Source organism: Sporosarcina sp. resist, from assembly GCF_014302295.1.
Classification (GTDB): Bacteria; Bacillota; Bacilli; order Bacillales_A; family Planococcaceae; genus Sporosarcina; species Sporosarcina psychrophila.
Genome location: NZ_CP060287.1, coordinates 792,266 through 805,934 on the forward strand (window position 1 = coordinate 792,266; position 13,669 = coordinate 805,934).

Genomic DNA, 13,669 nt, shown 5'->3' on the forward strand with positions numbered 1-13,669 from the left:
AGTTTGGGGAATGGGGACGCTTCAAAATGGATTAAAGGCAGGACTTCGGACAACGTGGACGCTGGGGAAAATCATCTTTCCAATCACAGTACTCGTCGTCATTTTACAGCATACACCTGTGTTGCCGTGGCTTATTAAACTTGTTGCACCGTTTATGGGGATATTCGGTCTTAGTGGAGAAGCTGCAATCCCGTTAGTGCTTGGTAATGCACTCAATTTATATGCGGGAATTGCAGGGATTTTATCGTTGGAAATGACTGTGAAGGAAGTATTCATCATCGCCATCATGTTGTCATTTTCACATAATCTATTCATTGAAACAGGCGTTGCACTGAAAGTCGGCGTGAAGTTATGGATTGTGCTCGTGGTACGTTTTGGGCTTGCAGCGATGTCAGGTATTATCATTAACTTGATGTGGCAAGGCGGAGGAGAGACAGCACGTTACGGAATGACTCCGAAAGTTACGGATATACCAGATGGTTGGGTAGAAATTGGACTGTTAGGTGTTCAGAAAGCGTCATTTGGAGTTCTTCAGCTTGCCATAATTGTTATTCCACTTATGATTATTGTTCAGTTCTTGAAAGATCGTAATTATTTGCAGAAATTTTCGGAGAAACTGGCACCCTTCACGAAAGTAATTGGCGTACAATCCAATGCGTCGATGACACTTGTTGCCGGTTTGGTTATCGGTCTCGCTTATGGTGCTGGCGTTATGATACAGGCCGTACAAGAGGATGGTGTGAGCAAGAAGGACGCAACACTGGCATTCATCTTTCTAGTCGCCTGTCATGCAGTTATAGAAGATACACTGATTTTTATCCCACTAGGCATTCCGATTCTGCCATTACTGATTATCCGGGTCGTAACAGCTTTCGTGTTGACGATCATTGTCGCATATGTCTGGAAACGGGCTGAACAACAGAAAAAAAAGGAGGTTCCGGTTGCAGATGGCTAAACCAATTACTACACTACTATTTGATTTTGACGGAACATTACTGGATACGAATGAATTGATCATCCAGACATTCCAATATGTCCTTGGTAATCATTACCCGGGGAAATATGAACGAATCGATATACTACCGTTTTTAGGGCCAACATTGTATGAATCATTCGATTCGGTTGAACCTGAAAAGACGGAGCAACTGATTGAAGAATATAGAGCATGGAATAAATCAATGCATGACGAACTTTCAATTGAGTTTGACGGTGTATCTGAAACGATGAGGTTGTTGAAGGCAGCGGGCATGAAAATGGCGATTGTCTCGACCAAGAGAAAAGATATGATTATGAGAGGGTTAGAACTCCTTGATGTGGAAGGGGTTTTTGACGAAGTCATTGCAATGGATGATGTAACGAAAACGAAGCCTGATCCAGAACCGATTTTACTAGCACTCGAACGATTGGGAGCCAACGCGGATGAAGCCCTTATGATCGGGGATAACTACCATGACATAGTTGGTGGGCAAAATGCAGGGGTCCGTACAGCGGGTGTCGCATGGTCGGCAAAAGGGGAAGCCTTTTTACAAACATTCAACCCAGATTACATGTTGCAGCATATTTCGGAACTACTCCAATTGGTTAAAGGCGAAAAAGATTGAGACGTACTGAAAGGTATCCCGCACGAGAGGGAGCAAATTCACTTTGGCATATTTACAAGACGGTTCCTTTTTTCAAAGTTGCAAAAAACTTTGCTGTTATCCAATTATCGAGGTACACACCTTTCATCCCGATGAAGAACTTTTTGTTCCGCACATTTTTGAAAATGGAAGTTGGGAATAAGACATCTTTCGCCCTTATGGTGATGCCTGATGTCATGTTCCCCGAGAGGATAAAAGTCGGTGACAATTCAATCATTGGCTTCAATACGACAATCCTTGCACATGAATACTTAATAGATGAGTATCGTATAGGAGATGTCATTATTGGAAAGAACGTATTAATTGGAGCAAATACGACAATTCTTCCCGGAGTGGAAATTGGAGATGGGGCAATTATTTCTGCTGCTTCTCTCGTAAACCGTGATATCCCACCAGGTGTGTTTGCTGGTGGCAATCCGGTTAAGATCATCTTTACACTGGAGCAGATGATTGAGCGACAACAAAAAAATGAAAACGGATAGTGCCGATGTATCTTATGGTATAATGGGGGACAATACGAGAAGGAACGTGCTTTGCGTTCCTTCTTATTTTTTCGGGGGAATATGATTGGATAAACTACGTAACAAGCATGATAAAAAAATTATTTCGTTCATTCCAGACGGTGAATTTTATTATAATAAAGCGATTCAGGCGATGCAACGCGATCGTTTTGAAGATGCACAGCGGTATTTGAAAAGAGCATCAGAGCTTAGTCCTGAAGATTGGAAAATCCTCATGGAATATGGCGTGCTCGTCATGGAAGAGGGACGTTTTGAGGAAGCGCATGAACTGCTAATGACTGCAAACTCATTCGCACCTTCGGAAGAGGAAATTATATTCTATTTGGCAGAAGTGCATGCCCATCTTGGTATGCTGCGGGATGCAAAAATGTATGCGGAAAAATATATATTAATTGATCCTGATGGTCCATTTGCTGATGATTCAATGGAAATTATTGATTTCGCAGAACAGGAAGAGTCATTTAATGATGATGAGATGCCGGACGGTGAAGTATTCTTTTTACAGGAAAAGGCACGCCGACTTATGGAGTCAGGTGAATTCAAGGCGGCCGTGGAATTACTTGAGTCGATTATTGTCGATTATCCGGAGTTTTGGGCCGCTTATAATAATTTAGCTCTGGCTTATTTTTATATCGGGGAAAACGAGCGAGCTAGTAAGTTACTTCATGATGTTTTAAATCGTAATAAAGGAAATATCCATGCACTTTGTAATCTGGCGGTCTTTTATTATTACGAAAAGAAGGAAGAGGAATTGGAGTCTCTACTTGCTTTGCTTGTGAAAATTAAACCGTATCAATTTGAAAATCGCTATAAACTCGGCGCGACGTTTGCGCTTATTGGCAGACATAAAGAAGCTTATAATTGGCTCAGAAGTCTACAAAAGAGAGGGTTTGAAGGGGACACAGGCTACTACTTCTGGCTGTCCCATTCCGCTTATTTCTCTGGACATGAAAAAGTGGCACGAGAAGCATATGCAAAGCTGATTGAACTGGATCCATCGAAGGCTGGTTACGAGCCGTGGAATGGTGTCCAAGAGATTATCACGTCAGATTCACTTGAGCAGGATAGGGAGTTTTTACTAAGTAAAATTGCCAATACCTACAGAAGTGAAAGGATGTTTGGTTTTTATCTTCTTGGAAAGTCAGGTCATAAGCAGGAAATTATCTCACATCCATCTTATATTGAAATGGAAAAACTGAGTGACTACGAGCGGCTTTTTCTGGCAAGTGGTCTCGATTATGAATTCATGCCGGAAACCAACTTTGATAAGTCATTTATGCGAGCGCTTGAAACGACCGACTTACTTTACAACAAATATTGTCCGCTCGATAAACAAGCATCTCATCTGTTTCAAATGTGGTTCACACTTTGCGAAACTGCATTAAGTCGTTCTTATTTGTTTAGAAACCCGGCGGCACTTGCAGCTGCAGCAGATTATATGTTCCAGTCATCCCGTTATCCGGATGTAACCAAAACAGCGATTGCAAAGGAATTCGGTATCTCAGTTCCGACACTGACAAAGTATGTCGGAGAATTGATTGAGTATTTACCACAGTTTGATGCCTAATGTCCTACGCTTGTCTTATTATATATGTTGACATAAAGAATCCTCTCAACAACGCTCGGCGCTTGGGGATGCCTCTCGCAATAAGCCAGACAGAAAACCGCTGTCAGTCTTATTGCTTCGGCTACCCCTATGAGGCGCCTTCGTTGGAGATTATATAGAATCATTAGTTCGACATATATTGGTAAGAGAGTATACATTTTTTTGACTTAGAATAGTGTCTAGCTCCAGGCGCCAACTCCTCGGGACATAAGTCAGTCAGTCAGGCTATTCGGCAAAGAACGCCGCTTAGCCCGCCCGTCTTATGCCTGTCGGGGCTGGACGGCGCCTTACGCTTTTCTTGTAAGCAGAAAAGTTGAATGGAACTTACGTATCCTATACGATTTGGTGTGTAAATGTTGTAGAGGAGGAAATTCACATGACAACTGAAAAAATTTATGATGTCATTATTATTGGTGCCGGCCCTGCGGGGATGACGGCTGCTGTCTATACATCTCGTGGGAACCTTTCAACGTTAATGCTTGAACGGGGAATTCCAGGCGGTCAAATGGCTAATACGGAAGAAATTGAAAACTACCCAGGATTCGAACATATATTAGGTCCGGACCTTTCTACAAAAATGTTTGATCACGCGCGTAAGTTTGGTGCTGAATATGCTTATGGCGATGTTACAGATGTTATTGATGGAGAAAGTTACAAGACGATAGTCGTCGGGGATAAAGAGTATAAAGCCCGTGCGATTATTATTACGACAGGTGCTGAATACAAAAAAATGGGTATTCCCGGAGAAGCTGAACTTACAGGCCGTGGCGTAAGCTATTGTGCGGTTTGTGATGGAGCATTCTTCCGTAAGAAAGAGCTCGTTGTTGTAGGCGGTGGCGATTCTGCCGTAGAAGAGGGAACTTATTTGACACGGTTTGCAGATAAGGTGACAATTGTTCATCGCCGCGGTGAATTACGTGCACAAAAAATTCTTCAAGACCGTGCATTTGCAAACGACAAGATTGAATTCATCTGGAATTCATCTGTGAAAGAAGTAAATGCTAGAGAAGGAAAAGTTGGTTCCGTGACACTTGTTTCAACTGTCGATGGTTCTGAAAGGGTATTTGAAGCGGATGGCATGTTCGTTTATATCGGAATGGACCCGTTAACTGCTCCATTTGCTAAACTTGGTATTCTTGACGAAAATGGTTACGTTGCAACAAACGAAATCATGGAAACATCTGTACCTGGTATTTATGCTGCAGGGGATGTTCGTGAAAAATTATTGCGTCAAGTTGTAACGGCTACTGGAGACGGTAGTATTGCTGCGCAGGCTGTCCAGAAATACGTTGAGGAATTGATGGAGAAATTAGGCGCAAAAGCTTAATGTAACCTTAATGTAGCTGTAACAGAAATGCAATGTCTAAAGGGTATAGTAAAAGTATCAATTGACCCCCCTTTTGATAAAGTAAATTTTGAAAGGCAATTTATCGGTTTATCCGATGGGTTGCCTTTTTTTTGTCGTTTTACAACGGTTCGATGTATAATGATACTATGCGTTTATAAAAAGTGGGGTTAGACAAATGCAGAGAATCGTAAATTTACTTGTAGTAAAAGATAATCATGTATTACTGTTAAAAAAACCTCGTCGCGGGTGGTATGTAGCCCCTGGTGGAAAGATGGATCCGGGTGAATCGGTTTACGAAACAGCCGTCAGAGAATTCACGGAAGAAACCGGTGCTGTACCGATTAGCCCATTGTTAAAAGGCGTCTACACAATGATGATTACAGATGAAACTGGGGAGACTGTGAAAAACGAATGGATGCTCCACACATTCATTGCTTTTGACTTAGTGGGTAAACCGTTTGAAACGACAATTGAAGGAGTATTGGAATGGCATCCTGTTGAAAGCTTAGAGACACTTCCGATGGCAGAAGGGGATCGAACCAATTTACTGTTTGCAGTATCTCAGAGTGGGATACAGTATGGAACGTTCTTTTATACCGAAGAATTTAAACTCTTGAAAGAGGAAATCCAAAATTCTGTGGAAGGTGATGGACAATGACTGAAATAGGGAAGCCAAGCAGCGATATTGAAATAGTTATTATTACGGGGATGTCGGGTGCAGGTAAGACGGTTGCAGTGCAGAGCTTTGAAGATCTTGGATTTTATTGCATCGATAATTTGCCTCCAGAGCTATTAGTTATGTTTCTGAATTTGATGATGAAATCGGAAAATCAAATGAAACGGATAGCCGCTGTAATGGATACGCGTGGAGGTGACCTATTTGATTCGCTCATTGGTGCTCTGGATGACCTTTTGGAAATGCAGGGTGTATCATCACGAATATTATTCCTTGATGCAGACGATGAGACGCTTGTTCGACGCTATAAGGAATCGAGAAGGTCACATCCATTATCGGCAGGCGGATTGCCTCTAGCAGGTATAAAGAAAGAGCGCCTGCTGTTGTCTGAGATGAAAGGCCGTGCACGCTCGATTTTCAACACATCAAGTTTAAAACCAAGGGCATTGAGAGAAAAAATAATGGCTGAGTTCTCCTCTAAGGATGATCTTGGTTTTACACTAAACTTCCTCTCTTTCGGTTTTAAGCATGGCATGCCAATTGATGCAGATGTCGTGTTTGACGTGCGTTTCCTACCCAATCCTTTCTATATTGAGGATTTGAAACCGAAGACGGGACTCGAGAAAGAAGTCTATGACTATGTACTGAAATGGAAAGATACTCAAATCCTTATTGAAAAACTCACGGACTTATTCAAGTTCTTAATTCCACAATATAAAAATGAAGGAAAATCACAAGTTGTGATTGCATTCGGCTGTACAGGAGGTCAACACCGCTCTGTAACACTCGCTGAATTTTTCGGAAGCCGGTTCAAAGACGAGTACCGGACACTCATCACCCATAGGGATATTGAAAAAAGAAAGGATTGACGCTATGCTGAAATCCGGGAACTTGAAGAAAGTCGTTGTGTTAGGCGGCGGAACTGGTTTATCCACTTTGCTACGCGGATTGAAAAATTACCCTGTCGATTTGACTGCGGTCGTTACAGTAGCTGATGATGGCGGCAGTTCGGGCAGACTTCTTGACGAATATGACATACCACCTCCGGGTGATATTCGTAAAGTGATGGCAGCGCTTTCAGATGTTGAGCCATTAATCGAAGAAATGTTTGAATACCGCTTTGCTACTTCAGAGGATTTGAAAGGTCATTCACTCGGCAATCTTATGCTGGCTGCTATGACGGATATCACAGGTGATTTCGCACGAGCAGTCGAACAAATGAGCAGGGTACTAAACATAAAAGGGAAAGTATTACCAGCCGCTAATCAGCGGATCACATTGCACGCAGAACTCGAAGACGGTACAATCGTGACGGGTGAATCGAAAATACCGGTTTACGAACGTAAAATTCGCAAAGTGTATTTATCACCACAAGAAGTTGAACCGTTACCTGAAACAATAGAGGCAATCAATTCTGCTGACCTGATCATTATTGGCCCAGGCAGCCTATATACAAGCATCTTGCCCGCACTGCTTGTCCAATCAATTCGTAAAGCGGTCTTGTCATGTAAGGCAAAAAAGGTGTATATTAACAACTTGACGACGCAAGCAGGAGAAACACACCGCTATACAGCTTCGGAGCATGTGCAGGCATTGTATGATCATGCGGGTGAACCTTTCATCGACACGGTTTTGTTGAACGGCACAGAATTTTCTACGTTGCAGGGTGGAAAAGAATGGACGGGGCCTCCCTGGCCTGTCGAAAACGATTTGGAAACGCTTCAACAACTTGTACCAAATATCGTAGTAAAAGACATTTGCTTATTATTAAATGGAACAATCATACATGATTCCGAAAAAGTAGCTAAATGGCTTATAGAATATATGGAAAATGGGATCGAAACGGAACAGACGTGATCGTCGCCGAGAAAGGGGAAGAATCATGTCTTTTGCTTCAGAAACAAAAAAGGAAATGACACAGATAGAAGCGGATGACTGTTGTATAAAGGCGGAAGTAGCGGCGTTCATAAGGATGAATGGTGCACTTTCCTTTTCTAATAAACAGTTAAGTTTGGACGTACAAACTGAAAATGCAGCGATTGCCAGACGCCTGTATACGAATTTAAAACGGTTGTATCCTTATAAAGTAGAGTTGCTTGTTCGAAAAAAGATGCGCTTGAAAAAGAATAACGTTTACATTTGCCGAATTCGAGGTGGAGCAAAAGCTCTTTTGGAAGAACTTCTAATCCTGACGGGAACATTTCAATTTAAAAATGAAATCTCAAAGGAATTGGTTAAAAAGAGATGCTGTCAACGCGCTTATCTACGGGGGGCTTTTCTGGCAGGGGGTTCCGTGAATAACCCGGAAACATCTTCCTATCACCTTGAAATATTTTCGATATATAAAGAACATAGTGAAGACTTAGTCGATTTGATGAACAAATACCATTTGAATGCGAAGTCGATTGAACGGAAAAAAGGGTATATTGCTTATTTGAAAGAAGCTGAAAAAATATCGGATTTCCTTAGTATTGTCGGCGCGCACGTGAGCTTAATGAAGTTTGAAGATGTACGAATTATACGCGATATGCGAAATAGTGTGAACAGGCTTGTGAATTGTGAAACCGCGAATATGAATAAAACAATTGGTGCAGCACAGCGCCAAGTTGAAAATATAAAGTTTATTGAAAGTACGATTGGACTTGCTGAATTACCAGATAGATTACAAGAAATCGCAAGGCTTCGGGTCGACAATCAGGATATTACGTTGAAGGAACTTGGAGAACTGGTTTCGGGTGGAATGGTAAGTAAATCAGGTGTGAACCATCGCTTAAGAAAAATCGAAGAAATTGCGGAAAATCTTCGCAATGGGGGAATCGGTAGTCGGTAAATCCGCTGTCGAACCAAGAGAGGAGCTGGCGCTGTCATGGCAGAACGAATAGTTGAAGTGAAGTTGAAATCAGGATTGCAAGCAAGGCAAGCAGCACTTTTTGTCCAAGAGGCAAATAGGTTTTTGTCCGATGTATTTTTGAAAAAAGAAGAACGCCAAGTAAATGCTAAAAGTATAATGGGGATCATGAGCCTAGCCATCGCGCGCGGCACGACTGTTACGTTGATTGCAGAAGGAATTGACGAAGAACAGGCTCTAGAATCACTCGCAGTTCTTGTTGAAAATGGCAATTAAATAAAACGATCACCGTTAGCGCTGTCAAACGACAAGTGGTAACGGTTTTTTTATGGAGACTGGATTGTATTAGTCATGAGGATACGACTTGAAGTCATGGTAGCTTGGTGAATTGTAAGGGGAAGGTCGGGAACTATCATGGCATCCCGACAAACTGTGAGGGCAAGGTCGAACTGTCATGGCATACCGGTAAACTGTAAGGGCAAAGTCGGCAACTGTCATGGCATCGCGGTAAACTGTGAGGGCAAGGTCGAACTGTCATGGCATTACTTCAAACTGTAAGGGCAAAGTCGACAACTGTCATGGCAACACGGTAAACTGCGAGGGCAAGGTCGAACTGTCATGGCATCCCGACAAACTGTGAGGGGAAAGTCGGGAACTGTCATGGGATCCCAGCAAACTGTGAGGGCAAGATCAAACTGTCATGGCATACCGGTAAACTGTAAGGGGAAAGTCGGGAACTGTCATGGCATCGCGTCAAACTGTGAGAGCAAGACCGAACTGTCACTGCAACCCATCAAATAGAAATTGACTATTCCATTTAATTATGCTAAATTATTTTCAATCAATATATAATGTACGGCTATGAAGAGAAGAGTAATTTTGATTAATTATTTTCAGAGAGCTCCGGTAGGTGGGAAGGAGTAATAATGATCTTAATGAAAAAAAGTCTTGGAGCTTCGCACGAATCTAAGAGCATTCTTAGTGATACTGCGACGGGATCTCCCGTTAAAGAGATAGGGTATAATCAATTATTAGAAAATTGACGTACTCGAAGAGGTTGATATGGCGACATATCAATAAACTGAGGTGGTACCGCGGAGCTATAAACTCCCGTCCTCAAGACAAATGTCTTGGGGGTGGGAGTTTTTTTGTTGTTTGGAAATTTAAATCCATAACATAAAAAGCCTTATAAACAAACTAAAAGAATGGAGTGAAAAGAATGAGCAATGAACAAATAGCTTTAAGAATAGAGAAATTAGAGACTTTAAAATCGCAAGGGATTTCAGTATATCCTGAAAGGTTTTCTACAAATAATGAAATTTATGCAGCTGCTCAACTCGAAGACGGAACTTCTGGGGTCCGAGTTGCTGGAAGAATAATGAGCATTAGAAATTTCAGTAAATTAAGTTTCATTACTATTTCAAACATACAAGGAAGCTTACAACTTCTGTTGAAAAAGGATGAGATTGGTGAGGAACCTTATAATCAGTTTCACAATTTATTGGATATGGGAGATTTTATCGGTGTGGAAGGATGTATGTATACGACTAAAACGAATGAGAAAACACTTCGTATCGAAAGTTATGTGTTTCTTGGGAAGGCGTTACGGACTCTTCCAGAAAAATGGCACGGTTTAAGCAATGTTGAACTTCGATATAGACAGCGTTATTTAGATTTAATGGTGACAAAAGACACACAAAGTCGCTTACTAGCTAGAACCAAAATGGTACGTGCCATTCGCAGGTTCTTTGAGGACCAGGAATTTTTAGAAGTAGAAACACCAGTTTTACAGCATACTTCCTCGGGGGCGTTAGCTAAGCCTTTTAGGACCTATCATAACTCTTTAGATACAGAACTAAATTTACGTATTGCACCGGAAACCTATTTAAAAAGGTTAATTGTAGGTGGATTTACCAAAGTTTTTGAATTTGCAAAGTGTTTTAGGAACGAGGGGATTAGTCCTCAACATCTTCAAGAATTTACAATGGTTGAAGGGTATGCGGCATATTGGAATTATGAGGATACAATGAAATTAATGCGTAATATGGTTCTGTTTGTCCTGGATCAAATCTTTAATACGACTACCATTACCATCCAGGGTCAAACAATAAACTTTTCACTAGAATGGGACATTGTCTCTTTCAGGGATTTAATCTTAAAAGACACAGGGATTGATATAAATCTTTTTCCTGATGTTAAGGATTTATATCAAGAAACATTGAGGGTTAATATGGATTTGGAACATCCTGATATTGAATCTTTAGGGAGAGGTAATTTTATTGATCTTCTTTACAAAAAAATGTGTCGGCCACAACTAGTTAAACCGACATTTCTAATCCGACATCCTATTGATTTATCCCCACTAGCTAGGGCCAATGATCAAAACCCTGCTCTTACAGACCGTTTCCAATTAGTGGTGAATGGTGCGGAAATAATAAATGCCTATTCAGAGTTGGTTGACCCACTTGAACAAAGAAGAAGACTCAAGCTCATCTTAAAAGTAACGGAGATTTGGAAGCTATGGAGATGGATGAGGATTATCTAACAGCTATGGAATATGGAATGCCACCCATTTCTGGTTGGGGATTTGGAATTGAACGATTATTAATGGTACTAACGGATAGTGATACGATTAAAGACTGTGTTTTATTTCCATTAAATAAAAAACTATAGTCAATCCTTAATAATATTGAACAATAAAGTTATTAAGATACAGTTCCTTGTTTCACTAACTGGCACTTTACTTGAAGATCATTGAGCTGATAAAAAGGTATATTTGGAAGGATGCAGAAATAGTTACCGTAAGGGGAGGTAGCTTGGATGAAGAATATTTCTAAGAGCATTTTTATCATCTGTTTAATGTTGATGTTAGTTTCTTGTGAAAACAATAGTGGTCTTATATTCAAGTGAAGGTGTAAATTGGAGTGGCGAACTAATTACTGAATATAGTTTTTGGGGAAAAGAGATTCAGAGTATAAGGATTACCTATAAAGGTGAAAATCCTGAACAGCTAAACATACCTAATTTTATGTAGAAAGTACTGATTTCTTGGGTTGGGGTATAGGCGATATAAAATTAGATGAAAAAGGGATTTATTATAGTGGGGATGTTATCGAACTGGAAACTAAAACTCCTTCTTCGTCTAAGATAATATTAACTTTAGAAGGCGAAGAGTTTGAAACTATAACATTAAGTTCAAGTTCATAAAACATAGTTCTATTTTATTGAGTAATGGAGTCAAGCACTTCCGTGAAGTGACGTTATTTTAACCTGGTGTGTACAGCATATACAAGCCGACTAATGAAAGGATTTTTTATATGAGACGATGGGGGAAATATATAACTTTAGCTTTTTTGGTATTTCTTTTCAGTTATCTTAGAAGTGTTTTTGAATTACCTAAAAATATTTATTTTATTTTTGGAGTTCCTCTACTTTTTGGAGGGGTATTATTAACCCTTTATTTGTTTGAAAAAGGTAATAAAAACAAACAATGATTTTTGTTCAACTAACGATCCAGGATAATTGAACAATAAGCTGATAATTATGTTTTACTTGAAATATTAAATATCATTTGTTTAACGGATAGAATCGGAAGGGATACTTAGTATTTATTTAAGAAATGGAGAAATAATGGAGACATTAACTAATAGAATTAAAAAGATAGATAATATGATAAATGATATTATGGGAGAACATACAGTAGGCATGAGTGTGTCAATCGTAAAAGAAGATAGAGTGATCTTTTCCAAAGGATTTGGTTATTCTCAACTTGAACCAGTTAAAAAGCCGATTGATGAGGACACCATCATGAGTATACAGAGTGTAACAAAGAACTTTGTTGCAACCTGTATCTTGCAACTGGCTGAAAAAGGATTAATTAATCTTGATGTACCACTTGTTGTTTACTTACCATATTTTAGAACACAAGACAAACAATTGAGTGACCAAATCACAGTAAAACATATACTAAGTCATACGGCTGGATTTCCGTCCGATTTAGGCATTGCAAATTTAATTGCTCCCAATGTGATGGAAGTTTATTCAGACACCCCAACTGAGTGGAGTGAAGCTTTAGCTCATTACGATTTGTCAGAACAGGAGATAGCAAGCATACAATCTAGAGAGGATATCACTCGGTGGTTTCGTAAAGTAGACCTAGAATATCTTCCAGGAGAGGGTTGGAATTATTGTACCGACGCCTTTGTTATTCTTGGTGATCTAATCGAAAAAGTGACCGGGGAAAATTGGGAGTTTCATCTGAGGAATAATGTACTAACACCGTTGCATATGAAGCGGACTACATGGGATTCCCAAGCCGTTATTGAGGATAGCAACTATGCTAAATATTATTTAGGGTTTGAAAAAAATGAAACTCCCTATCCAATGAACCCGGTTGCGGCACCCATAGGTTTTCTATATTCAACAGCAAATGAATTAGCTTCATATATGTTGTTTCACTTGAACTTTTCATCACCTGCTAATCTAGAGCTGTACAGTAAAAAACAAATGCAAAAACCAGTAAGTCTCGTATCAAAACCTTGGAATAATGAAGATAATACGATTTATTATGGAATAGGCTGGTTTATAGAAAAATATAAGGGGCAAACAATTATAGAACATGGGGGAGGTCAATTAGCAGTACGAGCGTTACTTTCGTTAGTACCGGAAGAAAGAATGGGTGTAGCTGTATTGTTAAACTTTGATAGTACTATCCATCGTCTAGTTAGTCGTAGAATTATCGATATTCTGTTAGATATATAGTAAGGATGATTTTACAAGTATCAAAGGTGGATTTGAATATGATTATTATACAAATCAGCTGCCTTTACTTGGCAGCTTTTCTTATTGAGTAATGGAGTTTATTACTTCCGTGAACGGGTGTTATGTCTACTGAGGTGCATGTAGCATACACCCTTGCTTATTTATTTTATTCAAGATAGGAAAGAACGATTTTTCGCTTCACTCAAAACCGGAGAAAAACCAAAAAAAGAGCATTTGAGTTTTATTAAAGGTCAAGAGTTAAAGTGAAA

13 protein-coding genes and 1 other annotated feature are annotated in these 13,669 nt (G+C 40.0%); all 13 genes read left to right on the top strand.

The annotated features are described in order from the left end of the window. Positions 1 to 10 precede the first annotated feature (10 nt). The 13 genes from H7992_RS03930 (at position 11) to H7992_RS03985 (ending at position 13,400) form a co-directional block, all read left to right on the top strand. On the top strand, positions 11 to 955 hold the full coding sequence (locus H7992_RS03930) for a nucleoside recognition domain-containing protein (protein ID WP_187046674.1): 945 nt from the start codon (positions 11 to 13) through the stop codon (positions 953 to 955). Further along, positions 948 to 1,601 carry a pyrophosphatase PpaX gene (ppaX, locus tag H7992_RS03935; protein WP_187046675.1) on the top strand — a complete coding sequence of 218 codons (654 nt, stop codon included), beginning with the start codon at positions 948 to 950 and terminating at the stop codon, positions 1,599 to 1,601. The genes H7992_RS03930 and ppaX overlap by 8 nt, the downstream gene beginning before the upstream one ends. Continuing rightward, complete coding sequence (locus tag H7992_RS03940; RefSeq protein WP_067205970.1) at positions 1,598 to 2,122, top strand: acyltransferase; 525 nt, start codon at positions 1,598 to 1,600, stop codon at positions 2,120 to 2,122. Before ppaX ends, H7992_RS03940 begins: the two co-directional genes overlap by 4 nt. Positions 2,123 to 2,207: 85 nt before the next feature. Next, positions 2,208 to 3,728, top strand: a complete 1,521-nt coding sequence (locus H7992_RS03945) for a tetratricopeptide repeat protein (RefSeq protein ID WP_067205973.1) — start codon at positions 2,208 to 2,210, stop codon at positions 3,726 to 3,728. 415 nt (positions 3,729 to 4,143) lie between these two features. Continuing rightward, on the top strand, positions 4,144 to 5,094 hold the full coding sequence (gene trxB / locus H7992_RS03950) for a thioredoxin-disulfide reductase (protein ID WP_067205976.1): 951 nt from the start codon (positions 4,144 to 4,146) through the stop codon (positions 5,092 to 5,094). 196 nt (positions 5,095 to 5,290) lie between these two features. Next, complete coding sequence (locus tag H7992_RS03955) at positions 5,291 to 5,773, top strand: NUDIX hydrolase (protein ID WP_067205979.1); 483 nt, start codon at positions 5,291 to 5,293, stop codon at positions 5,771 to 5,773. Continuing rightward, a complete protein-coding gene (gene rapZ, locus H7992_RS03960; protein ID WP_187046676.1) occupies positions 5,770 to 6,660 on the top strand; it encodes an RNase adapter RapZ in 891 nt (296 codons plus the stop codon). The genes H7992_RS03955 and rapZ overlap by 4 nt, the downstream gene beginning before the upstream one ends. A 4-nt stretch (positions 6,661 to 6,664) precedes the next feature. Further along, positions 6,665 to 7,648, top strand: coding sequence for a gluconeogenesis factor YvcK family protein (gene yvcK / locus H7992_RS03965; RefSeq protein WP_187046677.1), 984 nt, complete (start codon positions 6,665 to 6,667; stop codon positions 7,646 to 7,648). Positions 7,649 to 7,673: 25 nt separating this feature from the next. Further along, a complete protein-coding gene (whiA, locus tag H7992_RS03970) occupies positions 7,674 to 8,621 on the top strand; it encodes a DNA-binding protein WhiA (RefSeq protein WP_149582292.1) in 948 nt (315 codons plus the stop codon). Positions 8,622 to 8,657: 36 nt separating this feature from the next. Then, positions 8,658 to 8,915, top strand: coding sequence for an HPr family phosphocarrier protein (locus H7992_RS03975; protein WP_067205987.1), 258 nt, complete (start codon positions 8,658 to 8,660; stop codon positions 8,913 to 8,915). Between the two features lie 576 nt (positions 8,916 to 9,491). Beyond that, positions 9,492 to 9,760 (top strand) — a binding site (T-box leader). 98 nt (positions 9,761 to 9,858) lie between these two features. Further along, entirely contained in the window at positions 9,859 to 11,184 is a 1,326-nt protein-coding gene (lysS, locus tag H7992_RS03980) for a lysine--tRNA ligase (RefSeq protein ID WP_255428577.1), read from the top strand. Then, the gene (locus H7992_RS24570; RefSeq protein ID WP_255428578.1) at positions 11,166 to 11,312 is read left to right on the top strand and encodes an amino acid--tRNA ligase-related protein; all 147 of its coding nucleotides are present in this window, start codon (positions 11,166 to 11,168) and stop codon (positions 11,310 to 11,312) included. The genes lysS and H7992_RS24570 overlap by 19 nt, the downstream gene beginning before the upstream one ends. Before the next feature lie 957 nt (positions 11,313 to 12,269). Further along, complete coding sequence (locus H7992_RS03985; RefSeq protein WP_187046678.1) at positions 12,270 to 13,400, top strand: serine hydrolase domain-containing protein; 1,131 nt, start codon at positions 12,270 to 12,272, stop codon at positions 13,398 to 13,400. The last annotated feature ends 269 nt before the right edge of the window (positions 13,401 to 13,669 follow it).